Origin of the sequence: Deinococcus sp. (assembly GCF_030523985.1) — a bacterium.
Lineage (GTDB): Bacteria > Deinococcota > Deinococci > Deinococcales > Deinococcaceae > Deinococcus.
Window position 1 is genome coordinate 16,892 of sequence record NZ_JAUNHK010000007.1, and the last position, 24,845, is coordinate 41,736.

General features: G+C 64.3%; 24 protein-coding genes and 1 pseudogene. 15 read left to right on the forward strand and 10 right to left on the reverse strand.

Features of this window, described 5'->3' with window-relative positions:
- Window positions 1-65: 65 nt before the first annotated feature.
- Window positions 66-1,676: a carboxylesterase/lipase family protein gene (locus tag Q4C89_RS02295; RefSeq protein ID WP_303100994.1), complete on the forward strand. Its 1,611-nt coding sequence runs from the start codon at window positions 66-68 to the stop codon at window positions 1,674-1,676.
- Between the two features lie 241 nt (window positions 1,677-1,917).
- Here Q4C89_RS02295 and Q4C89_RS02300 read toward each other — a convergent pair whose 3' ends face one another.
- Complete coding sequence (locus Q4C89_RS02300; protein ID WP_303100995.1) at window positions 1,918-2,421, reverse strand: DUF3105 domain-containing protein; 504 nt, start codon at window positions 2,419-2,421, stop codon at window positions 1,918-1,920.
- 62 nt (window positions 2,422-2,483) lie between these two features.
- Between Q4C89_RS02300 and Q4C89_RS02305 the strand changes: the two genes are divergently transcribed.
- Window positions 2,484-3,482 carry a YpdA family putative bacillithiol disulfide reductase gene (locus Q4C89_RS02305; protein WP_303100996.1) on the forward strand — a complete coding sequence of 333 codons (999 nt, stop codon included), beginning with the start codon at window positions 2,484-2,486 and terminating at the stop codon, window positions 3,480-3,482.
- A 64-nt stretch (window positions 3,483-3,546) separates the two neighbouring features.
- On the opposite strand, the gene Q4C89_RS02310 is transcribed toward Q4C89_RS02305, so the two are convergent.
- From Q4C89_RS02310 to rny, 3 genes are all read right to left on the reverse strand, one after another.
- Complete coding sequence (locus Q4C89_RS02310) at window positions 3,547-4,017, reverse strand: peptidylprolyl isomerase (protein WP_303100997.1); 471 nt, start codon at window positions 4,015-4,017, stop codon at window positions 3,547-3,549.
- 59 nt (window positions 4,018-4,076) lie between these two features.
- Window positions 4,077-5,015 (reverse strand): magnesium transporter CorA family protein, encoded by a 939-nt coding sequence (locus tag Q4C89_RS02315; protein WP_303100998.1) that lies wholly within the window; start codon window positions 5,013-5,015, stop codon window positions 4,077-4,079.
- 283 nt (window positions 5,016-5,298) lie between these two features.
- On the reverse strand, window positions 5,299-7,059 hold the full coding sequence (gene rny, locus Q4C89_RS02320) for a ribonuclease Y (RefSeq protein WP_303100999.1): 1,761 nt from the start codon (window positions 7,057-7,059) through the stop codon (window positions 5,299-5,301).
- A 248-nt stretch (window positions 7,060-7,307) separates the two neighbouring features.
- Here rny and Q4C89_RS02325 point away from each other — a divergent pair, with 248 nt between their 5' ends.
- Both Q4C89_RS02325 and Q4C89_RS02330 read left to right on the forward strand, forming a co-directional pair.
- Window positions 7,308-8,381, forward strand: coding sequence for a histidinol-phosphate transaminase (locus Q4C89_RS02325; RefSeq protein WP_303101000.1), 1,074 nt, complete (start codon window positions 7,308-7,310; stop codon window positions 8,379-8,381).
- A gap of 56 nt (window positions 8,382-8,437) precedes the next feature.
- A complete protein-coding gene (locus Q4C89_RS02330) occupies window positions 8,438-8,773 on the forward strand; it encodes a YkgJ family cysteine cluster protein (RefSeq protein ID WP_303101001.1) in 336 nt (111 codons plus the stop codon).
- 73 nt (window positions 8,774-8,846) lie between these two features.
- Here the strand turns inward: Q4C89_RS02330 and Q4C89_RS02335 are convergent.
- Window positions 8,847-9,385, reverse strand: a pseudogene (locus tag Q4C89_RS02335) (HD domain-containing protein).
- Window positions 9,386-9,501: 116 nt separating this feature from the next.
- Here Q4C89_RS02335 and mscL point away from each other — a divergent pair.
- Window positions 9,502-9,888 carry a large conductance mechanosensitive channel protein MscL gene (mscL, locus tag Q4C89_RS02340; protein WP_303101002.1) on the forward strand — a complete coding sequence of 129 codons (387 nt, stop codon included), beginning with the start codon at window positions 9,502-9,504 and terminating at the stop codon, window positions 9,886-9,888.
- Between the two features lie 103 nt (window positions 9,889-9,991).
- A complete protein-coding gene (locus Q4C89_RS02345; RefSeq protein WP_303101003.1) occupies window positions 9,992-11,323 on the forward strand; it encodes a VanW family protein in 1,332 nt (443 codons plus the stop codon).
- A gap of 133 nt (window positions 11,324-11,456) precedes the next feature.
- Here Q4C89_RS02345 and parB read toward each other — a convergent pair whose 3' ends face one another.
- The 5 genes from parB to mnmG all read right to left on the reverse strand — a co-directional run bounded on the left by parB (window position 11,457) and on the right by mnmG (window position 16,164).
- Window positions 11,457-12,347 carry a ParB/RepB/Spo0J family partition protein ParB gene (parB, locus tag Q4C89_RS02350; RefSeq protein ID WP_303101004.1) on the reverse strand — a complete coding sequence of 297 codons (891 nt, stop codon included), beginning with the start codon at window positions 12,345-12,347 and terminating at the stop codon, window positions 11,457-11,459.
- Entirely contained in the window at window positions 12,331-13,080 is a 750-nt protein-coding gene (locus Q4C89_RS02355) for a ParA family protein (RefSeq protein WP_303101005.1), read from the reverse strand. The genes parB and Q4C89_RS02355 overlap by 17 nt, the downstream gene beginning before the upstream one ends.
- A 40-nt stretch (window positions 13,081-13,120) precedes the next feature.
- The gene (gene rsmG, locus Q4C89_RS02360; protein WP_303101006.1) at window positions 13,121-13,855 is read right to left on the reverse strand and encodes a 16S rRNA (guanine(527)-N(7))-methyltransferase RsmG; all 735 of its coding nucleotides are present in this window, start codon (window positions 13,853-13,855) and stop codon (window positions 13,121-13,123) included.
- Window positions 13,852-14,172, reverse strand: a complete 321-nt coding sequence (locus Q4C89_RS02365; protein ID WP_303101024.1) for a hypothetical protein — start codon at window positions 14,170-14,172, stop codon at window positions 13,852-13,854. The genes rsmG and Q4C89_RS02365 overlap by 4 nt, the downstream gene beginning before the upstream one ends.
- A 147-nt stretch (window positions 14,173-14,319) precedes the next feature.
- Window positions 14,320-16,164 carry a tRNA uridine-5-carboxymethylaminomethyl(34) synthesis enzyme MnmG gene (mnmG, locus tag Q4C89_RS02370; RefSeq protein ID WP_303101007.1) on the reverse strand — a complete coding sequence of 615 codons (1,845 nt, stop codon included), beginning with the start codon at window positions 16,162-16,164 and terminating at the stop codon, window positions 14,320-14,322.
- A gap of 62 nt (window positions 16,165-16,226) precedes the next feature.
- Here mnmG and Q4C89_RS02375 point away from each other — a divergent pair, with 62 nt between their 5' ends.
- From Q4C89_RS02375 to Q4C89_RS02415, 9 genes are all read left to right on the forward strand, one after another.
- Complete coding sequence (locus Q4C89_RS02375; protein ID WP_303101008.1) at window positions 16,227-17,837, forward strand: aminotransferase class V-fold PLP-dependent enzyme; 1,611 nt, start codon at window positions 16,227-16,229, stop codon at window positions 17,835-17,837.
- A 141-nt stretch (window positions 17,838-17,978) separates the two neighbouring features.
- Window positions 17,979-19,085, forward strand: coding sequence for a thiamine pyrophosphate-dependent dehydrogenase E1 component subunit alpha (locus tag Q4C89_RS02380; RefSeq protein WP_303101009.1), 1,107 nt, complete (start codon window positions 17,979-17,981; stop codon window positions 19,083-19,085).
- Window positions 19,082-20,086 (forward strand): alpha-ketoacid dehydrogenase subunit beta, encoded by a 1,005-nt coding sequence (locus tag Q4C89_RS02385; RefSeq protein ID WP_303101010.1) that lies wholly within the window; start codon window positions 19,082-19,084, stop codon window positions 20,084-20,086. The genes Q4C89_RS02380 and Q4C89_RS02385 overlap by 4 nt, the downstream gene beginning before the upstream one ends.
- Before the next feature lie 208 nt (window positions 20,087-20,294).
- Window positions 20,295-20,552, forward strand: coding sequence for a hypothetical protein (locus Q4C89_RS02390; RefSeq protein ID WP_303101011.1), 258 nt, complete (start codon window positions 20,295-20,297; stop codon window positions 20,550-20,552).
- A gap of 25 nt (window positions 20,553-20,577) precedes the next feature.
- Window positions 20,578-22,116, forward strand: coding sequence for a dihydrolipoamide acetyltransferase family protein (locus tag Q4C89_RS02395; protein WP_303101012.1), 1,539 nt, complete (start codon window positions 20,578-20,580; stop codon window positions 22,114-22,116).
- Window positions 22,117-22,249: 133 nt separating this feature from the next.
- Window positions 22,250-22,489, forward strand: a complete 240-nt coding sequence (locus Q4C89_RS02400) for an antitoxin (RefSeq protein ID WP_303101013.1) — start codon at window positions 22,250-22,252, stop codon at window positions 22,487-22,489.
- Window positions 22,486-22,887: a type II toxin-antitoxin system VapC family toxin gene (locus tag Q4C89_RS02405; protein ID WP_303101014.1), complete on the forward strand. Its 402-nt coding sequence runs from the start codon at window positions 22,486-22,488 to the stop codon at window positions 22,885-22,887. Before Q4C89_RS02400 ends, Q4C89_RS02405 begins: the two co-directional genes overlap by 4 nt.
- Complete coding sequence (locus tag Q4C89_RS02410) at window positions 22,887-23,210, forward strand: DUF4180 domain-containing protein (protein ID WP_303101015.1); 324 nt, start codon at window positions 22,887-22,889, stop codon at window positions 23,208-23,210. The genes Q4C89_RS02405 and Q4C89_RS02410 overlap by 1 nt, the downstream gene beginning before the upstream one ends.
- A gap of 109 nt (window positions 23,211-23,319) precedes the next feature.
- Window positions 23,320-24,537, forward strand: a complete 1,218-nt coding sequence (locus tag Q4C89_RS02415) for an adenylosuccinate synthase (protein WP_303101016.1) — start codon at window positions 23,320-23,322, stop codon at window positions 24,535-24,537.
- Window positions 24,538-24,845: the final 308 nt, after the last annotated feature.

Genomic DNA, 24,845 nt, shown 5'->3' on the forward strand with positions numbered 1-24,845 from the left:
GTAGCGTCTCAGGCGTTCTGCCACGAAAGATTCGCCCCCCCTCGCCCCCTCCTGAGGAGTCGCCCATGACCCGCCCTTTCCTTCTGTCTGCCGTCCTGGGCCTGTCGCTGCCTTGCCTGGTGGCGGCGGCTCCCACCACCCCCTTTGCCCCCCGCCCGGCAGCCACCCCCGCTTTCGGGCGCGACGTGCGGGCCACGCCTCCCGCCGGGCCGCTGCTGGGGCGCGAGTCGAACGGGCTGCGAACCTGGCTGGGCATCCGTTACGCGCAGCCGCAGACGCAGGACACCCGCTGGGAGCCTCCGCGCCCGCTGCCGCCCCAGACCGCCGAGCGCCGCGCCGTGCAGCCGGGGGCCGTGTGCCTTCAGGCTTTCGCCATTCCGGGGCAGCCCCAGACCGTACGCGGCTCCGAGGACTGCCTTTTCCTGAACGTCTACGCCCCGGCGAACGCCAAGAAAGCTCCGGTGATGGTCTGGATTCACGGCGGCAGCTTTCAAACCGGCGCGGGCACCGACTACGACTTGAGCCTGCTCGCCCGTGAACAGGGCGTGGTGGCGGTCAGCCTCAACTACCGCCTCGGGGCGCTCGGTTTCCTGGCGACCCCCGGCGAGGATGGCCTGCCCGGCAACCTCGGTCTGCTCGACCAGCAACTCGCGCTCAAGTGGGTCAGGGACAACATCTCGGCCTTCGGGGGCGACCCCAGCAGGGTGACGGTCTTCGGGGAATCGGCGGGCGGCATGAGCATCTGTGCCCAGCTCGCCGCGCCGGGGGCGAAGGGGCTGTTTCAGCGGGCCATTATCCAGAGCGGGTCGTGCACCGCCCCCACCATCACGTTGACCCAAGCCGAAGCCCAGAACTTGGGCCGCCGCTTCATGGCCTCGCTGGACTGCCGCGACGTGGCCTGCCTGCGGGCGCTGCCGGGCGAAAAGCTGGCGCGTGCCCCGTCGCCCAACGCGCTCTTTCCGGGGGCCATTCCCTTTCCGGTGCTGCATGGCGACACAGTCCTGCCCCGCGAGCCGGGCGAGTTTCTGCGGCAGGGGCTGGGGGCCAGGGTTCCGCTGCTCATCGGCACCAACCAGCACGAAGGCACGCTGTTCGCCGCCTGGCTGGGCGACCCTAAGCGCGACCTGAACCCGACCGAGTTTCTGGCCCTGAACGTGGCGCTCAACGGCCCCGACGCTCCCCGCGCCACCGCCACCTACACGCTGCGCAACTACGGCAGTCGCACCCAGGCCGCCGCCGCCGTCGCCACCGACAGCCTGTTCGCCTGCCCTGCCAGCAATCTGGCCCGCGACCTGTCGCGCTTCGTGCCGGTCTACCGCTACGAATTCCGCGACCCCAACCCGCCCCGGCCCGCGCCGCTGCGCCCCACTGCCGGACTGCCGCGCTTCGGGTCGTTTCACGGCGCGGAAATCGCCAGCGTGATGGGCACGCGCACCGACCTGGGCGACCCGGCGCAGTTCACGCCCGCCCAGCAGACGCTCGCCCGCACCATCCGCACCTACTGGGCCAACTTCGCCCGGACCGGCAACCCCAACGGCTCCGGCCTCCCCGCGTGGCCCGCCCTGCGCGTGGGCCAACCGCCGCAGGTGCTCGGGCTGGCTCCCGGTGCCGGACAAACAGCGCTGGTCCAGGATTTCCGGGGTGAACACCACTGCGACACGGTCTGGCGGCCCTAGAGCATTTGACAGAAAAAAGTTGGTCTGGACGCCCCCCTCCCGTTGCTTCGCAACGCCCTCCCCCACAAGGGGAGAGGGTCAGAAGAGGCAAGCATTCTTCTGTCAAATGCCCTGAACGCCAGAGCAGCCGAGGGGCCCATCCCACTCCCTTCTCTGTTGAGTCATAAAAAAAGCCGCCCTCAGGCGGTGATGGTCAAAACTATAGCGCCCTATTCAGGGGCCGTCAAGGTTATGCACGCCCTCAGCGGGTGCCGCCGAACCCGCCCGCGCAGGGACTGCCTTTCTCCGGGGCGCTGTTTTCGGGCAGGACTTCTTTCAGGAAGCGGCCCAGGCGCGGGTCGTCGGCCTTGTCCACACTGATTTGGCGGTTCCAGGCCGACATGACGATGGGCGCGGGCAGGTTGGGATAAGGGCTGAGCAGGGCGGTCTGCCCGCTGAGCAGGGTTCGCAGCCGCTCTACCTCCGCCGCGTCCAGGCCGGGGCGGTAGGTCACCCATACCGCCCCCCGTGCCAGGCTGTGAACCGCATATTCGTTGTAGACGGGCTGAGCATAAACGGCGCAGGTCTGCCACAGGGCGTTGTAGGGACCGCCGACGGGGGGCGTCTCGTTGTAGGTCAGCGAACCGCCGCGCTGGTCGCCGCCCGTGTACTGGTAAGTACGCAGGCCCTCGATTTCTTTGGGGCCGCAGGCCATCAGGCCCAGTGACAGCCCTCCCAGCAGAGTCCAACGTGCAGCGTGCAGCATGAACCTCAAGGTAGCAGGAAGGCTCACGGTCATTTCGGGCGCGGGCTGACACAATAGGGGGCATGAGTCTGTTCGATGTCGCCATCGTCGGCGCGGGGCCAGTGGGTCTGGCTGCCGCCATCGCCTGCAAGCGTGCGGGCCTGAGCTATGTGGTGCTGGAAAAGGGCTGCGTGGTCAATGCCATTTTCGAGTACCCGACCTACATGGGCTTTTTCACCACCGCCCCCGAACTGGAAATCGGCAATCACCCGATGGTGACGGGCCACGACAAGCCTGACCGCCGCGACGCGCTGATGTACTACCGCCTCGTCGCCCAGCGCGAAGGGCTGAACATCCGCCAGTACACCACGGTGACGAAGGTTCACGCGGCCCCGGCGGGCTTTACCCTGGAAGTGGAAGCGCAAGACGGCGAACCCGGCGTGGTCGAGGCGCGGCGTGTGGTGGTGGCGACGGGCTACTACGACAACCCGCTGCTCATGGGTATTCCCGGCGAGGACTCGCCCAACGTCAGCCACTACTACACCGAGGCGCACCCCTTCATGGGCCTGAACGTCACCGTCATCGGGGCGGGCAACTCGGCGGCAGATGCGGCACTCGACCTGTGGCGCAGCGGCGTAAACGTGACGATGGTGGTCCGTGCCCCCGAACTCAAGAGCACCATCAAGTACTGGGTGCGGCCCGACCTCGAAAACCGCATCAAGGAAGGCAGCATTGCGGCGCACTTCAACTCGCAGGTGGTCGAAATTCTGCAAGGGCACGTCAAAGTGCAGCGGCAAGACGGCAGCACCTTCGACCTGCCGACCCACTTCACCTTCGCCCTCACCGGCTACCGCCCGGATCTGTCGTTCCTGTCGGGCCTGAACCTCGCCCAGCATCCCGACGAATGTCTGGTGCTCACCGAGAACTACGAGAGCAGCGTGCCCGGCCTGTTCGTGGTGGGCAGCGCGGGCTTTGCGGGCAAGACCAATCAGGTGTTTATCGAGAACGGGCGTTTCCACGCCGACCATGCGGTGGCCGAAATTGTCCGGCAGCTCGGCAGCGGCGAACTGCGCCCAGCTTGAACATGAACAGGGGGCGGGCCGGAGGTTCGGTGTCCCCGGCCCGCCCCCTGTGCTGTGGAAAGCTTCAGTTTTCTTCGTCTACGTCAGCGAAGCCCTGTTCGAGTTCCTGCTCGGTGGCGTCGCGCACTGCTAGCACCTTGACCTCGAAGTCTAGGGTTTCTCCAGCGAGCGGGGGGTTGAAGTCGGCGCGAACCTGGTCGCCTTCGATGCTGATGACGGTGAAGGGAAAGGCCGTGCCGTCGGCGGCCTGCATGAAATAGGTTTCGCCGACTTCCACGTCTTCGTCGAAATCAGCGAGGTCGAGTTCTTCCACCGATTCTTCGTTGCGTTCGCCGTAGCCGTCTTCGGGCTGAACCGTCACCTGAAACTCGTCGCCCACGGCGCGGCCTTCGAGGGCACGTTCCAGACCGGGAATAATCAGGCCATGTCCGTGCAGGTAGGTGAGCGGCTGACCGGGTTCACTGCTGTCGACCACTTCGCCCCGCACCGTGAGCTTGTAGTCGATGTCCACAACCTTGTCCTGAGCAATGTTCATGCGTCCTCCAGGGCCGGAGTCTTCTCCTGGGCCTCGGGGCGAGTGTATCAGTGCTGCACTCAGAACACCTTCCAGCGGTAGAACATATAAGCAATAGCGCTCGCCAACGCCATCGCCACCGCCATCACCATCCAGAAGCCGTGCGGGTTGTCGTGGAAGGGCAGGCCATCCACGTTCATGCCGAAAAAGCCGCTGACCAGCGTGGGAATCGCCACCAGAATGGTCGTCACCGTCAGCACCTTGACCACCTGGTTGACGTTGTTGGAAATGACGCTGGCGAAGGCTCCGGCCATGCTGGTCAGAATGTTGCTGGCGATGGTCGCCATTTCGATGGCCTGCAAATTTTCGATCAGCACGTCGTCGAGCAGGTCGGCGTCTTCCTCGTACATCTCGAAGATGCGGTCGCGCTTGACCCGTTCCATCATGGCTTCGTTGGCCTTGAGGCCAGTCATGAAGTAGACCAGACTCTTTTCCAGCTTGAGCAGGTTCAGGATTTCGCGGTTTTGCTGGCTGTTTTCCAGCTTGTCCTCGATGCTGTCCACGCGCTTGTTGATTTGGCGCACGTCAATCAGGAACCGCTGGGCGTTTCGCAAGAAGAGTTGCAGCGTCAGCCGGTTGCGCTTGACGGTACTGACCCGGCGCACCAGCCCACTAAGTACGTCCTTGATGACCGGATTTTCTTCGAGCATGCACACGGTCACGATGCAGTGGTCGGTATGCAGAATCCCGAGTGGCACGGTGTCGTAGGGAATGTCGCTGTCTTCGGGCAGGCGGTAACTCGTCTGCATGATGATGAGCAGTTGCCCCTCGTCGCGCTCGAAACGCGAGCGTTCGTCGGGGTCGAGCGGGTACTTGAGGTAGTCGAGGTCGAGGCCCGTCTCGCGGCTGATGCGGGCGAGTTCTTCGGGGGTGGGGTCGGCGGCGTCAATCCAGCAGCCGTCCATATAGCTTTCGACCGTGGTCAGCTTGCCACCGATAGAGCGGTAATAGGTCAGCACGGGCCGCCTCCCGCATTCAGTTCAGGGTAGTGCATGGGGGTTCCTCCGGGGGATAAGGCGGCGTGAAACTGGGGGGTTCGCTGTCCAGATGTTCCTGATTCACGTTTCCTCACCTCCTCTTCGGGGCCACACACATGCAGCGCGGGACATGCTAGCGCAAGCGTAGCCGCAGGGCATAAAGGGCAAAAGGGGAAGGGGCCAGGGCACACGCTCTGCCCCCCTACCCCCCTCCCGTTGCTACGCAACGCCCTCCCCCACAAGGAGGGAGGGTCAAAAGACCTGCTCAGCGGGCGACTTCGACGGCGCGGCTTTCGCGCACCACCGTCACCTGCACCTGACCGGGATATTCCATGTCCTGCTCGACCCGTCCGGCAATCTCGCGGGCGAGCAGGGTGGCCTGGGCGTCGCTGACCTTTTCGGGCTGCACGATGACGCGCACTTCGCGCCCGGCCTGAATCGCATAGGCCTGCTGCACGCCGGGAAAGGCGACCGCGATTTGCTCCAGTTGCTCCAGGCGGCGCACATACGATTCGAGTTCTTCGCGCCGCGCACCGGGCCGGGCCGCACTGATGGCGTCGGCGGCGGCCACCAGCACCGAGTACAGCGTTTCACCGTTTTCGGGGTCGTGGTGGTGGGCGATGCCGTCGATGACTTCGGGCGGCTCGCCAAAGCGCTTGGCGAGGTTGATGCCGATTTCGACGTGCGTGCCTTCGATTTCGCGGTCGATGCTCTTGCCCACGTCGTGCATCAGTCCGGCGCGGCGAGCGAGGTCGGCGTCCAGCCCCAGTTCGTCCGCCATGATGCCCGTCAGGTGCGCGACCTGCACCGAGTGTTTCAGCACGTTCTGACCGTAACTGGTGCGGAAGTACATGCGGCCCAGCAGTTGAATCAGGCCCGGCTTGATGCCCACCACGCCCGCTTCGATGGCGGCTTCTTCGCCCTGCTGGTGAATAAAGACCTTCATGTCGTCCTGGGCCTTTTGCACCATTTCCTCGATGCGGGTGGGGTGAATGCGTCCGTCGGCCACCAGCGCGTCGAGCACATGCCGCGCCACTTCCCGGCGCACCGGGTTGAAGCTGCTCAGGATGACGGCTTCGGGGGTGTCGTCGATGATGAGGTCCACGCCCGTCAGCGCCTCGAAAGCGCGAATGTTGCGGCCTTCGCGCCCAATCAGGCGGCCTTTCATGGCGTCGCTGGGAATCGGCACCACGCTGACCGAAAGCTGGGCGCTCGTTTCGCTGGCGCTGCGCTGAATGGCCTGCGCGATGATGGAGCGGGCGCTGCGCTTGGCCTCGGCGCTGGCCTTGTCGGTCATGGCCTTGACGCGAATGGCTTTTTCTTCTTCCAGTTCGGCGTCGAGCTGCTCCATGATTTGCTGGCGGGCGACTTCGGGGGACAGGGCGGCGACTTCGTAGAGCTTGAGGTCGGCCTGCCGCAGCCGCTCGGCCACTTCCTGCTCCTGGGCCTGAAGGTCGCGCCAGGCCGCTTCCAGGCGCTCTTCCAGGGTGTCGAGTTTGTCGCTGCGGGCGTCGAGTTGCTCGGCGCGTCGGCCCAACCGCTCGATTTCGCGCCCGAGTTCTTCGCGTTCGCGGCGGGTTTCCTGGCGGTCGGCGGCGAGGGCTTCGCGCTGGGTGGCGGCGTCCTGCTTGGCCTGTGCCCGCTCGGCTTCCAGCTGGGCACGCAGGGCCGTGACCTGCTCGCGCTGCTCGGACAGCCGGGCTTCGTGGGCGGCGGCCTGGGTGTCGCGCTCGGCGGCGTCTTGCCAGCGCCTTTCCGCGTCCTGCCAGCGGCGCTCGGCGTCTTGTACGCGCCGGGCCGCGTCTTCTCCTCTTCTGGCGGCGTCTTGCCGTTCCTGACTGGCGGCGTCCCGAATCTGCTGGGCCTGAGCTTGCGCTCCTTCCAGAATTCTTTGCGCCTCTGCCTGGGCTTCACGCTGAAGGCGGTCATCGAGTTCGGTCTGTTGCCGAGTACCGATAGAGCGCCAGAGGAGAAACCCGCCAATCAGTCCAGCCAGAACGCCCAGAAGCACATACAGGGTCTGCATGATGTCTCTTGGCTCCTTTCGGACAGTTCAGGGCAACGGGTCGGGCGCTAGGGCCTCCCCCGGCCCGGAGTGTTCCAGGGGTGAACACCTCACACGTCGCTATGAAAAATGAGAGATGTCCAAACGCAGTTTAGCGGCACCGGGCAGGCAAGAGAACAGGCGGCGCTGCCAGGGGCCGGGGCGGGCAGGGGCCGGGCCGAACAGCCAAGTCGGACGGGGAGCGCAGGGCGGGTGATACAACTCCTGATATGACCTCTGCACCCACCCAGCGCAGCGGCGTGCGTCAGGCCGTGCGCGACATTCCGGCCTATCCGTTCACGCCCGTCAACGTGCCGTACAAGCTCGACCAGAACGAAAATCCCTACGATTTTCCGGCGGAGTTGAAGCAGAAGGCCGCCGAGCGGCTGCTGGCGCACCCTTGGAACCGTTACCCCGACCTGCACGCCGACACGCTGCGCTCGGCCATCGCCCGGTTTGAAGACTGGGACGCGGCGGGCGTGGTCATCACCCCCGGCAGCAACGTCCTCATCAAGATTCTGACCGAGCTGGCGGGCATCGGCCAGACGGTGCTGACCACCGACCCCACCTTCGCCGTCTACACCCTCGAAGCGCAGATGCTGGGCGCCAAGCTGGTGCTGACGCCGCTGAATCCCGACTTTTCGCTGCCTGTCGAGGCCACGTTGGAGGCGCTGGACGCCCATGAACCCGGCGTACTGTACGTGACGCAGCCCCACGCCCCCACCGGACACAGCGATCGCCCCGAGGACGTGCGCCGGGTGGTCGAAGCCGCCGACGCACGCGGCTGGGTCACGGTCATCGACGAGGCTTATTACCAGTACGCCGGAACCGATTACCGCGACCTGGTGCGCGCCGGACAGAACGTGCTGAGCCTGAGAACCTTTTCCAAAGGCTGGGGACTGGCGGGCGTGCGTGCGGGCTACCTGCTCACGAACACGGCGCTGGCGGGCGAACTGCAAAAGCTGGTGTCGGCCTTCACCATCAACTTTTTGACCCAGGCGGTCATCGAAACGGCACTGGAACACCCCGAATACATGCGGGGGCGCGTGGCCGAAGCCGTTGCCGAGCGCCAGCGCATTTTCGAGGCGACCCGCAACCACCCCACCTGTCAGGTCTTGCCCAGCAGCACCAACTTCTTCCTCCTGAAAACGCCCGATGCCGACGCGGCCTATCAGCATCTTCTCTCGCACGGCATCGCCTGCCGCCGCCAGGACAAGCTGCGCGGGCTGGAAGGCTGCCTGCGTATCAGCGTGGGAAAACCGCACGAAAACGACGCGCTGATTGCGGCCATCAACTCGCTCTAAGGCGGGCAGAGGGGGTAGGGTGAGGGGAAGGGCGTCCCTCGCCTGCCCCCCTTTTTATGCCTGACCTGTTCGACCCGCCGCCCGAATTTGCGCCCCGTTCGGCCCTGCGCCGCGACTGTACGGCGTGCGGGGCGTGCTGCTCGGCGCCGGATATTCACGCGCTGCACAAGCCGCTGGGCGTGCCCTGCCGCTTCCTGGGGCCGGAAGATGCGGCGGGGGGCTGCCCCTGCACGGTCTACGCCGAGCGCCCCACCGTGTGCCGCAGCTACGCGCCCGACTGGGTCTGCGGCGAGGTCGCGCCCCTGCCCACGCTGGACGCCCGGATTCGGCGGTTTCTGGAGATTTATGGGCTGGAGTTGCCGGGGGCGGAGGGCGTGCTCAAGTCGTCCTGATGCCCATTTCGACTGAACCCCTCAGGGCTGAACGGTGTTGGAGGAGCACAGCATCTGTATGGCCCTGAGTGATTCAGCGTGCAGCGGCTGTCTGGAGGGCTGTCAGAACATTCTGCATGTGCTGGTCGAGATCGAGGCCCAGTTCTTCGGCTCCCTGCTGCACTTCTTCACGGTTGACCCCCGCCGCGAAGGCTCGGTTCTTGAAGCGCTTTTTCAGGCTCCCGAGTTCGACCTGACACACGTCCTTGTCGGGACGCACCAGTGCGGCGGCCTGAATCAGCCCGGTCAGTTCGTCTACCGCAAAGAGGGTCTTGGAGAGCCGGGTGGTGCGCGGCGTGCCCGTATAGGCCGCGTGTCGCAGAATCGCGTCCAGGATTTCGGGGGCCAAGTCGGTATGTTCGCGCAGGTAGGCTACGCCCCAGGTGGGGTGTTCCCCGGGGTGCAACTCGTAGTCAAAGTCGTGTAGCAGCCCCGCCAGCGCGTAGGTTTCTTCATCCTCGCCCCAGTCCGGGCGTACCAGCGCATCGCCTGTTCCACGTTGAGCATGTGGCGCTGCAACGAAGCCGAGGGGGTGTGCTGGACCATCAGGGCATAAGCCTCTTCGCGGTTCATGGCTTCATTATCGCCCGACCAAACCGACAAAAAAGACAGTGAAAATGACACACTATGTCTAGACATCTTTTTCATAAGACTTTACTCTTTGTTGAGGGGGTGACAAATTAGCTTCTATGTTGAAGGGTTTCCGTGATTTTGTTCTTCGTGGCAATGTTGTTGATCTGGCTGTCGGTGTGATTATCGGCGCAGCATTCGGCAACGTCGTTACTGCGTTTACCAAGGCTTTCCTCGACCCCCTCATTCGCCTGATGACGGGTGGAACGGGCGAAGTGGCAGGCAAGTTCGTGGTCAATGGCATTGCCTTTGACTGGGGTATGTTCGTCTCGACGCTCATCAACTTCCTGCTCACCGCCGCTGTGCTGTACTTCTTCGTGGTCGCTCCCATGAACAAGGCCATCGAACGCCTCAAGCGCGACGAGAAACCCCCGGTCGCCGAGCCGAGCAACGAGGAAAAGCTGCTGGCCGAAATCCGCGACGCGGTACGCGCCCGCCCCCTCTGATTCCAACTTCTTCTGCCCTCCCCGTGGCCTCGGCTGCGTGGGAGGTTTTTTCGGTCTTGCCGCTCTCAGGAGACTTTAGACCCTGCGTGGGATACTTGGCAGCATGTTGCGCTTCGCCCCCTTGCTGCTGCTTGGCCTGTCTTTGGCTTCTGCCCAGGTCAATATCCCGGCCCTTCCGCCTTCCAGCTTGCCCCAGGCTCCGGCTCCTGCCACGCCGACCCCTCTCAGCCCCGCCCCGGTACCCATGCCGGTTCCAACACCGCCGGAGACCCCTGCTCCTGCACCAGCGGTTCCTTCTCCCGTCCCTACTCCCAAGCCCGCGCCCGCTGCCCCGGCTCGCCCGGTCAGCCGCACGCCTTTGCTCATTCAGGTCAAGGTCAATCTTCCGGCGCTGGTGGCAGGCAAAAAGACCACCGTGCCTTTCCTCAAGACCCTGACCATTCCCGCCGAGCGCATGACGGCGCTGCGCCAACGTGGGGAAATCTCGACCTCCTTGCAGCAAGACCTCGATACTTTCCTGCGTCCTCTCGCCGCGCCGAGGGACGCCCGTTTCGAGCAGCAGGAGGACGGGCAATGGATGGTCGTGCAGCACAACGGCCTGAAGGTGGACGCCGCCGCCACCCGCGCCGCCCTGCAAAAAGCACTCAAAGACCCCAAGAGTGTCAGCGTGAATGTGGTCGTGACCGGGCAGGTCGCGCCGCAGCGCACGCTCGATTTCTTTGCCAGTCGGGGCATCACCACTTTTCTTGCCACCGGGTTTACCAGCTACTACGGCAGCAGCCCCGAGCGCGTCAAGAACATCCATGTGGGGGCGCAGAATTTCAAAGACCGCCTGTTCGAGGGCAAAGTCTTTTCCTTCAACCAGTTCATCGGCCCCATCAGCGCCCGCAACGGCTATGTCGCGGGGCTGGTGATCGCAGGCGACCAGACCGCCAGCGGCGTGGGCGGCGGTATCTGCCAGGTCAGCACCACGGTGTTCCGCACCCTTTACGGCGCGGGCCTGGGCATCCTGCAACGCCAGAACCATTCCTATCAGGTGTTCTACTATGATCCACAGGGACTGGACGCCACCATCTACCAGCCCCAGGTAGACTTGAAATTTTCCAACGACACTGGCGGGGCCATCTGGTTCCAGACCGAGTGGGATGACCAGGAAGCCACCCTGAGCATCACCGCGTTCGGCAAGGCCCGCGACTATCAGGTGCAGGTGGACCAGCCCAGAACCCTCAAGACTGTTCCGGCTCCCAAGGACCGCATCATTTACGACCCTGCCCTCCCCGCCGGACAGCGCAAGCAGGTGGACTGGGCCGCGCCGGGCGCCACCATTGAGGTTACGCGCCGCTTCGTCCGCGACGGCAAGACCTTCAAGCAGGACACGCTGCGGAGCGTCTACCGTCCCTGGCCGAATATCTTCCGGGTGGGCACGAAGAAATAAGGCGGGCAGATGGCTTAGCGCCGATGGCGGAAGGCCGAGAAGCGGCGCGTTCCAGAGATGGCTCTCGGAACGCGCCGCTTCCTGCTCTTGAAATCGTCAATTTCCCTGAATTGTTAGAGCAGTTGTTTGACTCCTACTCCTCGGCCTCGTAGCCCAGCAGATGCAGAATGCGGTCAAGTTCTTCACGGGAGCCGTAGTTCAGTTCGACACGGCCTTTGTCTTCGCCCGTGATTTTGACGCGGGTTCCGGTGCGGCGGCTGAGGTCAAGTTCGAGTTGGCGGTAGGCACGCGGCGGATTGACCTTGATGGGTGCCCCCTGTCCCGCGCCGCGTGCCCCCTTTTCACGCTTGAGGGCTTCGGCTTCTCGCACGTTCAGGCTGCGGCTGCGAATCTGTTCCAAGGCCCACAGGCGGTCTTCTTCGGGTTGCGCGAGGATGGCGCGGGCGTGTCCGGCGTGGATGGTGCCCTGTTCCAGTTCGGTCAGGACCGTCTGCGGCAGGGTCAGTAGGCGCAGAGAATTGGACACGGCGCTGCGGCTTTTGCCGACTGCCAGCGCCACGCCTTCCTGATTCATGCCGTGTTCCAGCAGGGCCTGATAAGCCCGCGCTTCTTCCAGCGGCCCCAGGTTTTCGCGCTGCAAGTTCTCGATGATGGCGATTTCGAGCGCCTCGCGGTCCCCCAGGTCACGGATGATGACCGGAAGCTCGGTCAGGCCCGCCAGTTGCGAAGCCCGCCACCGCCGCTCGCCCGCCACGATTTCGAAGGTGCCTGTCTCGGCGCTGTCCTTGCGAGGGCGCACCAGCAGCGGCTGAAGTACGCCTTTTTCCTTGATGCTCTGGGCCAGCTCTGCCAGGGCGGTCGGTTCAAAAATCTGGCGCGGCTGGTAGGCGGCCTGCGAAATCCGGCTGATGCTAAGCATTTGCACCTGCCCTTCGCCGGAGGCAGAAGTGGTCGCCGTGCCCGCGTCCTCCTTCTTGCCCAGGAGTGCGTCCAGGCCCCGGCCCAGGCTAGATTTTTTCGACACGTTGCAGCACCTCCTCCGCGAGCCGCTTGTAGGCGGCAGCTCCACTCGACAGCGGCGCAAAAGCGTTGATGGGCTTGCCGAAACTCGGCGCTTCCGAAAGGCGCACGTTGCGCGGCACCACCGACCAGAACACCAGTTCCCCGAAGTGCTGTCTGACCATCGTTTCCACGTCCTGCGCCAGATTGGTGCGCGAGTCCAGCATGGTCAGCACAATCCCCAGCACCTTCAGGCGCGGGTTGAGGCCGCCCTGCACCCGCTCCACCGTTTCCATCAGCCCGGCCAGACCTTCCAGGGCGTAGTACTCGGCCTGCACCGGAATCAGCAGCGCGTCCACGCCCGCCAGGATGTTGACGGTCAGTGGCCCCAGGCTGGGCGGCGCATCTACCAACACCAAGTCGTAGCCCTGAATGCTCGCCAGCATCCGCGCCAGAGCGTCGGGGTCGTCGGCCAGTTCCACCCCTGCTCCGGCGAGGTCGGGCGTGGCGGGCAGCACGTCCAGGCCCTTTTGCGAGGTGCTGAGGGTATAGCTGGCGGTGCGGGCCGGTTCGCCCAGCGCCTCGTACAGCCCCTGCTCGGCCCCGCGCTGGCCCAGGCCGCTGGTGGCGTTGCCCTGGGGGTCCATGTCCACGACCAGCACCCGGCGACCCCCGGCAGCCAGATACGCGCCCAGGTTCACGGCGGTGGTGGTCTTGCCCACGCCACCCTTTTGATTGACAACTCCTATGGTTTTCATCGCTCTCCCGTCACTTCACGGCCCCTGACCGCCTGGCCTTTCATTTCGCTTTCCAGAATAGCGGCTGATGGGTCGGCACACCCTCACGCCGGGGATATTTGGCGGGGGTGGGCCGCTGCTTTTCCAGCACGACGAGGGTGCGGGCATCGCCGGAAATGGGGAGGTTGAATTCGTCCACTTCGACCACGCGCCCGCCAACCTCGCCTGCTGCCCGTCTGCCCGCGTTCAGCTCCTCGTCACTGATGGGGCCTTTTTGCGCCACGAACAGGCCACCCACGCGCAGCAGCGGCAGCGCCAGTTCCGCCAGCACGGGCAGGGCCGCCACAGCGCGGGCCACCACCCGGTCATATTGGCCCCGGTGTTCCTCGCTCTGGCCCAGGGTTTCGGCGCGCCCGACCAGGGGAGTCACCTGCGATAGCCCGAGTTGCTGCGCCGTTTCGCGCACGAAGTCTATTTTTTTGCGAATGGAATCCAGCGGCACCAGCGACAGGTCAGGCTGGGCCAACGCCAGCGGCAGCGCGGGAAAGCCTGCGCCCGTGCCCAGGTCGAGTGTGCGCCATTCGCCGTTCAGATGTCCGCCGCGCAAGGTGGTCAGCGAGTCGATGAAATGCTTGAGGATGATGTCTTCCTCGGTCTTGAGGGCGGTCAGGTTGAGGCGCTGGTTGCCCGCCTGAAGCAGTTCCAGCAGACGGGCAAACTGGCCTTCTTGAGCGGATAGGTCGAGCGAGAGTTCTGCCGCCGCCCGCCGCAGCAGTGCAAGTCCTTCGGGGGTCATAGGTTGTACCTCTGTTTCATATCCTGGTAGCGCTCATAGGCGTATTCGTCGGTCTGCTCCAGCGGTAAAGCGTCCAGCAGGGGCACGAGTGTATCCCGCAGCGCCTGCCCGCGCATCATCCACTGAAAATAGCTGCGCCCGCCGTGCGTGTAAGGGCCGTAAAGCTTGGAATCGGGCAAGAGGCGCAGCAGGGTTTCAAAGAGTCGCTGGTGCCGCGTGTGCATTCGCAAGGTGATTTGGGGCTGCTTGCCGTCGCCGCCAAAATGCCCTTCGCCAATCAGAATGCCCAGCAGCAGGCCGCGTTCAAAGTCGTTCATAGGGGTCATGCCTCCACTACTCAGGACTTTGGCGCATATTTGTTTCACCGTCAAGTTTCTTGTGAAACGGTATACACGCTGACCATGAAAAAGGGCGACGAGGACGGCAAATAACGTCCCTCTATCACCCCTTCTGTTGTTTCACTGTCAGATTTCCCGTGAAACTGGATTTTGCTTGAGGTGGACCAGCAAGGCGCTGATGTCGGCGTGGCGCACCCCGGAAATCCGGCTGGCCTGGTCGAGGGTTTGGGGTTGCAGGCGCGTCAACTTTTCGCGGGCTTCGTTGGACAGGGAGGCGACGTGGGCAAAGTCCACCCCACTCAGGCTAAGGTCACGTGCTTTGGCCTCGGCCCGCAGTTGGCTTTCGGCGCGGGCAATATACCCGGCGTATTTGACCCGAATTTCCACGGCTTCGCGTTCGCTGGCGCTGAGGTCGGCGGAGAGGGTGGCCCCCATCGCCTCAAGGTCGGGGAGGCTCATCTCCGGACGGCGCAGCCAAGCGTCGGCGGTCTGGCCCTGAATCCTCTGCTTGCTCAGGCTTTCGATGCCGGACTGCACGCGGGCATATTTGGCCCGCACCCGTTCCAGCTCGGCGCTGTCCACCAGCCCCAGCGCGTGGCCCAGAGGCGTCATGCGTTCGTCGGCATTGTCCTGGCGCACCAACAGGCGGTGTTCCACGCGGCTGGTCATCATGCGGTAGGGTTCGTCACTGCCCTTGTAGACCAAGTCGTCCAGCAGCACGCCCAGGTAGCCCGTTTCACGCCCGATGAACTGCTCTTCCAGACCCAGTGCCCGCCGTGCCGCCGCCGTGCCCGCGACCAGTCCCTGCGCCGCCGCCTCCTCGTAGCCGCTCGTTCCGTTGACCTGACCCGCTGTGAACAGCCCCGGCATCCGCTTGGATTCCAGATTCAGGGTGAGTTCGGTCGAGTCCACCACGTCATATTCCACGGCATAGGCGTAGCGTTGAATCACGGCCTGCTCGAAACCGGGGAGCGTCCGCACCAGCTCATCCTGCAACCGGGGCGGCAGCGACGAGGAAAAGCCCTGCAAGTACACCTCACTGGTCTGTATTCCATCCGGCTCGACGAACAGCAGGTGGCGGTCATGGTGCGCGAATTTGACCACCTTGTCCTCAATGCTGGGGCAGTAGCGCGGGCCGAGGCCCTCAATGTCCCCAGCGTACATGGGCGACTCGTGCAAGTTTTCCTGAATCAGGCGGTGGGTTTCGGGCGTGGTGTGGGTCTGCCAAGTGGGAGACTCGGCGGCGCGGGGGCCGGGTTTGCCCGTAAAGCCGCGTGGCTGCGGGTCGGCAGGAATGACTTCCAGGTCGCCAAAGCGCACCGAGTCGGCCCGCACGCGGGGAGGGGTTCCGGTCTTGTAGCGCTTGAGGTTGTGCCCACCGCGTTCCAGTGGGGCCGAGAGAAAACGCGAGGGGGGTTCGCCCTGCCGCCCTTCGGGGCGCGATTGCCTGCCGTACCACGTCACGCCGCGCATGAACGTGCCTGCCGCCAGCACCACACTACGGGCGTGCAGCCGCCGTCCGTCGGTGGTCACGACCCACCAGCCGCCCCCACCGTCACTTTCCAGGTCAGCGGCCTCACCGCGCACGATGTCGAGGGCCGCGTGCCCCAGAATCACGTCCTGGGCGCGTTCGGCGTAGGCGTCCCGCTCGTTTTGCACCCGCAGCGACTGCACCGCTGGCCCCTTGCCGGCGTTGAGCATCCGGGTGTGAATGGCGGTTTCGTCGGCCAGCCGCCCCATCAGCCCGCCCAGAGCCTGCACCTCGAAGACCAGTTGGCTTTTGCCGGGGCCACCCACCGCCGGGTTACAGGGCATGCGGCCCACCGTCGCCGGGTTGCCGATCAGCAGGGCCACCCGCGACAGCTTGGCGGCGGCCCAGGCCGCTTCCAGGCCCGCGTGCCCGCCTCCGATCACCACCACGTCCCAGGTTGTGTTGTGCCCGTGTGTCCGCTCTCCTGTCGCCCCTTGCATATCGGGCGCAGTTTACCGGGCTTGCCACGAACCAAAGGTGCGCCAGCGGTCACAATGGGGCCATGCCCAATCTCGACTTTGCCACCCTGCGGGCCGACCTTATCGGCTCGGACGCCGTCATCCGCACGCCCTTCGGTGAGCGCCGCGTGACCTACGCCGACTATGTGGCGTCGGGCCGGGCACTCGGTAGCGTGGAGGAACGGGTGCGCCGCCTCGCGCTGCCGCTGTATGCCAACACCCACACCGAAGACAGCGCCACCGGAGCACACAGCACCCACCTGACCCACGAGGCGCAGGAGTACATCAAGGGGCAACTGGGCGGGGACGCGACCTGCAAGTTGGTGTTCTGCGGCTCGGGCAGCACGGCAGCGGTGCGGCGGATGCAGGAGATTCTGGGAATCAGCGTAGGCGGCACCCACCGTCAGACCGTGCTGGACGCCTTGCCCGACCACGAGCGCCCGGTGGTGTTTGTCGGACCGTATGAACACCACTCCAATGAGGTGAGCTGGCGCGAGACGTTGGCGGAAGTCGTGGAGATTCCGCTGTGCCCACGTGGAAACCTCGACCTGGACGCCCTGGTGCGCGAACTGAAGAACCCCGCCTATGCCCGCCGTCCCAAAATCGGGTCGTTCAGCGCGGCCAGCAACGTGACCGGACTGCTGACCGATACCCGCACGGTGGCCCGCATCCTGCACCAGCACGGGGCCTACGCTTTCTTCGACTTCGCGGCGAGTGCGCCTTATGTCCAGATTGACATGAAGCCGGGTCAGCCCGACGGCTACGACGCGGTGTTTCTGTCGCCGCACAAATTCGTGGGCGGGCCGGGGACGCCGGGGCTGCTGTGTTTCCGCGAGGAACTGTACAAATTGAGCAGTCCCAGCACGGCGGGCGGCGGCACGGTGCGCTATGTCAGCCGCCGTCGCCACGCTTTCGTGGACGACATCGAGGCGCGGGAAGACGCCGGAACCCCCGCCATTCTGGGCAAGATTCGCACGGCACTGGCGTTTCGGGTCAAGGAAGAACTGGGGGTGGCCGCCCTGACCCGGCGTGAACACGAGCTGTTCGGCAAGGCGGTGGCGCGCCTGACCGCCCATCCCCGCGTGCAACTGCTCGGCAACCCCGACGCGCCCCGGCTGGCATTTCTGTCGTTTCTGGTCAAAACGGAGGGTGGCGAATACCTGCACCCGCGCTTGGTCGTGCGGCTGCTGAACGACCTGTTCGGGATTCAGGCACGCGGCGGCTGTGCCTGCGCTGGGCCTTACGGTCACGCGCTGCTCGACATTGACGACGAACGCTCGGAGCGGTACTTCCAGTGCATCATGAGCGACCTCGACGGCCTCAAGCCCGGCTGGACGCGCCTGAACCTCGCACCCTGGGCCACCGATGCGGAAGTGGACTTTCTGCTGGACGCCATCGAATTCATAGCCGAACACGGCGAGAAGTTCCTGCCGCTCTACGATTTCGACTGGCGCACCGGAGCCTGGACTCACCCGGACGACCAGCCCGCCGCCTCGCTGTTCGGTGACGAGATGCCTGCCACGGATGGGGGAGAGGTGCCCTACGCCGCCTATCTGGAAGAAGCGCGGGACCGGGCGGCGGCGCTGGCCCAGGCCGGAGTGCGGCGGGCCATCCCCGAGGAAGTGCCGCAGGATCTGGTGTTTTTCGCGTACTGAACGTCAGCCGCCTATGACGGACAGCGGCGGCGGGTGGATACCTTTACATGTGCCAAGTCGTATACACTAACGCCCGTTAGCTAGACAGTTCAGACGCGGCGGGCCACGGCTGGTCGCGTTCTATGAAAGGAGGACGTGGCCTTGATTCAACCCTTTACCGCTGACCCCATCCGCTTTGTGGCGGAAGATGGTCGGCCCATTCACCCGCTGCCCGCGCAGTACACGCCAGCGTTTTTGCGCGAGTTGCATGGCCTGATGCTGCTGGGGCGCGAGTTCGACCGCAAACTGATTACCCTGCTGCGGCAGGGGCGCACCAGCTTTTATGCTCAGGCGAGCGGCATGGAGGCGACCCAGATTGGCCTCGCCAAAGCCATTCGCCCTAAGCACGACTGGGTGTGGGGTTACTACCGCGACCAGGTGCTGGCGCTGGGCCTCGGCGTGCCGCTGTTCAACCTAATTTCTCAGTGCCTCGGCAGCAACACCGACGAGTCGCGGGGCCGCCAGATGCCGCACCATTTTTCGGCGCGGGAGTACAATTTCGCGTCTATCAGCAGTTCTATCGCCTCGCAGGTGCCGCCCGCTGCGGGGAGTGCGATGGCGCAAAAGTACCTCGGCACCGATGAAATCACCGTCTGCACCTTTGGCGACGGCGCGACTTCGGAGGGCGACTGGCACGCGGGCATGAACATGGCGGGCGCGAATCAGGCCCCCTGCCTTTTCGTCTGCGAAAACAACCAGTGGGCGATTAGCACGCACCTGCGCCATCAAACCGCGTCCGAAAACATTCACATCAAGGCCAAGGCGTATGGGATGCCTGGGTTTTACGTGGACGGCAACGATGTGGTGGCGGTGCTGGAAGTCTGCCGCCACGCCGCCGAGTGGGTGCGGGCGGGCAACGGCCCCGCGCTGGTGGAGTGCCTGACCTACCGTGTCGGCTCGCACTCCAACGCCGACGCCGACGCCGAAAAGAGCTACCGCACCCGCGACGAGGTGAACGAGTGGCTGGGCCGCGACCCGATTACCCGTGTGGAACACCTGCTGGAACATCTGGGCGACCCCATCAGCGCCGAGGAGCGGGCGGGCATGATTTCCGCCATTCACAAGCAGGTGGACGACGAGGTGCTGCGGGCCGAAGCAGCGGGTTATCCCGACTGGCGCATCATGTTTGAAGACGTGTACAGCGATATGCCCGACCATCTGCGCCAGCAAGCCCAGTATTTGCGCGAGGAACAGGAGGCCCAGGCATGACCGCCCCATCAACAACGGCCACAGGCACCAGAACCATCAACCTGATTCAGGCCGTCACCGAAGCGATTGCCGAGGAAATGGGCCGCGACGAACGGGTGGTGCTGTTCGGTGAGGACGTGGGCGCACGTGGCGGCGTGTTCATGGCGACAGCGGGCTTGCAAGAGCAATTCGGCAAGAAGCGCGTCTTTGACGCTCCACTGTCGGAAGCGTCCATCGTGGGCGCAGCCGTGGGCATGGCGGCGCGGGGGATGCGCCCGATTGCCGAGATTCAGTTTGCCGACTACATCGGCCCAGGCTTTGACCAGATTCTGAGTCAGGCCGCCAAGATTCGCTACCGCAGTGGCGGGCAATTCACCGCGCCGCTGGTCATCCGCACCCCCTCGGGCGGCGGCGTGAAGGGCGGGCACCACCATAGCCAGAGTCCCGAGAGCTACTACGCGCACATGGCGGGAATCAAGGTCGTGATGCCGAGCACCCCCTACGACGCCAAAGGGCTGCTCAAGGCTGCTGTACGCTGCGACGACCCGGTGATGTACTTCGAACCCAAGCGCCTCTACCGCGCCGCCAAGGGCGAGGTGCCCGACCACGATTACACCGTGGAACTCGGCAAGGCGGCGATTCGCCGTGAGGGGGCTGACCTCTCGCTCATCGGCTACGGCGGTGTGATGCCCGACCTGGAAAAAGCCGCCGACGCTCTGGCCGCCGAGGGCGTAAGCGTGGAAGTCATTGACCTGCGCTCGCTGGTGCCGTGGGACAGACCGCTGGTGCTGCAAAGCGTGGAAAAAACGGGCCGCGCCGTGCTGGTTAGCGAGGCCCCGCGCATGGCGAACTTCATGGGCGAAGTGGCCTACACCGTGCAGCGCGAGGCCTTCGATTACCTCTCGGCCCCCGTGGTGCAGGTGGCGGGCTTCGACACGCCTTATCCCTACATTCAGGACAAAATCTATCTGCCGAGCGCGAACCGTGTGGTGCGGGCCTGTGTGGAGGTTTTGAACTACTAGCCGCTGCGCGGCGTGGAAACGTCTAACGTGGAAACGTCAAAACGCCCCTTTGACCCTCGCCCCTAGCGGGAGAGGGCCTTGCGCAGCAAGAGGTGAGGGGGCAGGCAGGTCAACTCAATTTCCCGAACCCCTTAGAACTCTCTCCCCAAAGTCCCGTCAGCAACAGCGTTTAGACGTTTTCACGTTTTGACGGGCCACAGGCCCCCCCATGACTCCCCAACTCCTCCGACAAATCCTCAGCATGGCGGGCCTCGCCATCGGCTTCGGCCTGTTTGCCCTGTCTTCCCGGCTAGGCGAACCCTGGCAGACCCTCAGCATCGCCTTTCTGATTGCCCTCCTGGGCGCGGCGGCGTGGGTCTACGCTGCGGGCGAACGCTGGATTCAGGTGCTGGCGGGCGTGCTGTGGGCTTACGCACTGATGCGGGCGGGGATGACCCTTATGGCCTATTTCCTGGCCATTCCCTAGTTCTCAGACAATCCAGAGGTCACTTATGAAAGAAATCCTCCTCCCCGAACTCGCAGAAAGCGTCGTCGAAGGCGAAATCCTCAAGTGGATGGTTAGCGAAGGCGACACCATCGCGCTGGAACAACCCCTGTGCGAAGTGATGACCGACAAGGTGACCGTGGAACTCCCCAGCCCCGTCGCGGGCGTGCTGCACAAGCGGCTGGCGAACGAGGGCGACGTGGTGGCGGTTCACGCTGTCATCGCCCTGATTGACGAAGGCGGCAGTGCGGGCGCTTCGGCTGCACCCAGCGCAACCCAGGCCATTCAGGACAGCGCCGAAAATCCCAGCACCACCGACGCGCAACTCCCCATTCAGGCACAGGAAGAACGCGAGGAAGTCGGCGGCTCCATCGTGGAGGCGGGGCATCTGCCCAAAGCCGACGACGACTCCGCCAGCCTGTTCAAGACCTTTGCCAACGACGAGAAGGTGACGGTGCAAGGGCTGGGTCAAAAGCCCGTACAAGCTGCCGCGCCCACCTACCGGAATGAAGGCCGCGTCCTCGCCGTACCCGCCGCCCGTCAACTGGCTCGTGAACTGAACCTCGACCTTGCTACGGTGCGCGGCTCTGGCCCCAATGGGCGGATTCGGGTGGCGGACGTGCTGGCGCATACGCAGATGGCACAAGGGCAGATGGCGGATGGCGGAAAGCAGATGGCACAAGCCCAAAGTGCTCCCGCTCCTGCCACTGCTCAAGCGCCTGCCCAGCCATCGGCGATCAGCCAGCAGCCATCCGCACCCGCCCCAGCGGGCAAGCTCGCCGCGCCTTCGGCCCACCTCCCCGCCCCGGTGCAGTACCGCACACCCAAGGGCTTTGAAGACCGCGAAACCCGCGTCCCTCTGCGCGGAATGCGCCGCGTCATCTCGCAGCAGATGCAGGCCAGCCACCTCTACACCGTTCGCACCCTCACTGTGGATGAAGTGAACATGACCAAACTGGTCGAGTTCCGCAACCGCGTCAAGGACGAGGCCAAAGCCGCCGACGTAAAGCTGTCGTATCTGCCGTTCATCTTCAAGGCGATTGCGGTGGCGCTGAGGAAGTACCCCAGCCTCAACACCAGCTTCGACGAATCCACCCAGGAAATCGTGCAGAAGCACTACTACAACATGGGCATGGCGGTAGCGACGGAAGCGGGCCTGACTGTGCCCGTGCTGAAGGACGTGGACCGCAAGAGCATCTTTGACCTCGCCCGCGAAGTGGTGGACCTGGCGGGCCGCGCCAATGCGGGCAAGCTGCAAGCCGACGAACTGACGGGCAGCAGTTTCAGCGTGACCAACATCGGCTCCATCGGCGCTCTGTTCTCGTTCCCTATCATCAACGTGCCCGACGCCGCCATTCTGGGCATCCACTCCATCGTCAAGCGCCCGATCGTGGACGAGGACGACAACATCGTCATTGCCCACATGATGTACCTCAGCCTGTCGTTCGACCACCGCCTGATCGACGGGGCCGAAGCCGCCCGCTTCTGCAAGGAAGTCATCCGGTTGCTGGAAAACCCCGACCGCCTGATGTTGGAAGGGTTCTAAAGCGGCCTGCGGCGTGGAAACGTCGAAAGGTCTGACCGTCTAACCTCTCTCGCCCTCTCCACTGCTAGGGAGGGGGTTTTCATTCAGCTCCTTTGATATACACTTTTAGGTAGATACCAAGGAGGTCAGCCCGATGACGACAGCAAAACTTTTTCAGACGGGGCGTTCGCAGGCGGTGCGACTGCCCAAAGCCTTCCGGTTCGAGGGACAGGAAGTCACCATCAAACGCGTGTCCAACGGGGTGCTGCTGATTCCCAATACTGCCGAGGGACAGCAGGAATTCTGGCGCGGCTGGTACGCGGCTCTGCCAGAGGTGGACGTTCCTCTCACCCGTGAAGACTTGCCTCTGCAAGAGCGGGGCTGGGACTCGTGAGCCTCACCCACCTGCTCGACACCAACACCTGCATTTACATCATCAATCGTCGTCCACCGCACGTCGCTGAAAAGTTCGCCCAGCATCCGCCCGACGCGGTGGGACTGTCGAGCATCACGCTGGCCGAATTGCGCTATGGCGTCACCAAAAGTGGGTCGGCCAAAAATGCCGCCGTGCTGGAAGCCTTCATTCAGCCGCTGGAAATCGTCCCCTTTGATGCCGAAGCGACGAGGTATTACGGCTCCCTGCGGAGCCTGCTGGAAAAGCAAGGCACGCCCATCGGGGCGATGGATTTGCTGATTGCGGCGCACGCTTTGGCTCTGGGTGTCACGCTGGTGACCAACAACGTCAGAGAATTCGAGCGGGTAGAGGGGCTCGAACTGGAAAACTGGTTTTGATGCCCCAATTCCTTGACCGCTTTTCCCTACGCTCCGCCGCCGACATTCCCGACCTCATCGGCGCGGCTTACGGGTATGACGCTGTTCTGCTCATGGCGGACGACCTCGCGCCTGAATTCCTTGACCTCAAAACGGGGCTGCTGGGTGAACTGTTCCAGAAAGTCACCAACTACCGCCTTTCGCTGGCGCTGGTACTGCCCAGTCCCGAAGCGTATGGCCCCCGCTTCAGCGAACTGGCGCTAGAGCACCGCTCACACCCGCTGATTCGCTTTTTTGCAGGCGAGGCGGCGGCGCGGGCGTGGTTAAAACGGCCTGGGCGGTGAGGGAAGCAGATAGGCTAGACTGAAGTACGGTGCCATGCGCCGTGCTTTTTTTTGACCCCCAAGGGAGGCGTCGGGGAAAGCCAGTCAGGGCGTATGGCTGGAGGCTGAAATGCCCGGAATTGCAATTGTAGGTGCCCAGTGGGGCGATGAGGGGAAAGGCAAGGTTGTCGACTTTCTCGCGCCGGAAGCGGAATTCGTGGTGCGGTATCAGGGCGGGGCCAACGCGGGCCACACGGTCAACGCGAAGGGCAAGACCTTCAAGTTGAACCTGCTGCCCAGCGGCGTGCTGCACGAAGGCGCGACCAGCATCCTCGGCGACGGCATGGTCATTGACCCCGACAAGTTTCTGGAAGAGCGCCAGAACCTGATGGACGGCGGGCTGAACCCCACCCTCAAAATCAGTGACCGCGCCCATATCGTGCTGCCGCACCACAAGTATGTGGACGGACGCAAGGATTTCGTCGGGACGACAGGTAAGGGCATCGGCCCCGCCTACGCCGACCGCGCCCGCCGCGTGGGGATTCGCTTTGGCGACCTGCTCGACGAAAGCGTGCTGCGTGAACGTGTCGAGCGGCTGCTGGAAGCCAAGCCCAACTCCACCCGTGACGCGGGCTGGAAGACAGTGGACGACGGCCTGAATGCCCTCGCGCCCATTCGTGAGCAACTCGCCCCCTTCATTGCCGACACGGGCGCCGAACTTCGTCAGGCCATCCGCGACGGGCGCAAGGTGCTGTTCGAGGGCGCACAGGCCACCTTGCTCGACCTCAACTACGGCACCTACCCCTTCGTGACCAGCTCCCACCCCACCGTCGGTGGCATTCTGGTCGGCGCGGGCGTGAACCACAAGGCCATTCACAAGGTCTACGGCGTCGCCAAAGCCTTCAACACCCGCGTGGGCCACGGCCCCTTCGTGACCGAACTGCACGACGAAGCGGGCATCCTGCGGCTGCGCGGCGACGGTTCGCAGCCCTGGGACGAGTACGGCACCACCACGGGCCGCCCCCGCCGCGTGGGTTGGCTCGACCTCGCGCTGCTCAAGTACGCGGTCGAGGTCAACGGGCTGGACGGTCTGGTCATCAACAAGATGGACATTCTCAGCGGCCTGGACACCATTCCCGTCTGCACCCACTACGACGCAGACGGTCAACCCGTCTTCAAGCAGATGAAGGGCTGGGCCACCACCGACGGCGCAGCCAGCCGTGAAACGCTGCCCAAAGAAGCACAGGCGTACCTCGACCTGATCGAAGAAGTCACCGAATGCCCCGTCGTCATCTTCTCGGCTGGCCCCGAGCGCGAAAAGACGTATGGGGCGGTGAACTGGAAGTAAGGGCAAGTGGGTGAGCGACCCCTCACCCCTGCTTTCAGCAGGCCCTCTGCAAGCAGCTCTGACGAGTCTCCCCCTGGTAGAGGGTCGAAAGATGTGGTTTTAGTTTTACCCTCTACCAAGGGGAGAGGGTCGTTGCGAAGCAACAGTGGTGAGGGGTCTTTTCTCTCCGCCCTCCCCCCAAAACCCCCGACCCTCTGCCCCCAGCGGTGAAGGGGTCTTTTTTCCATAGGATGAACCATGACTGACCCCAAATTTCCCCTCGAACCGCTGACCCGCGACTGGCTCGCCGCGATTGGCGAAGACCCGCA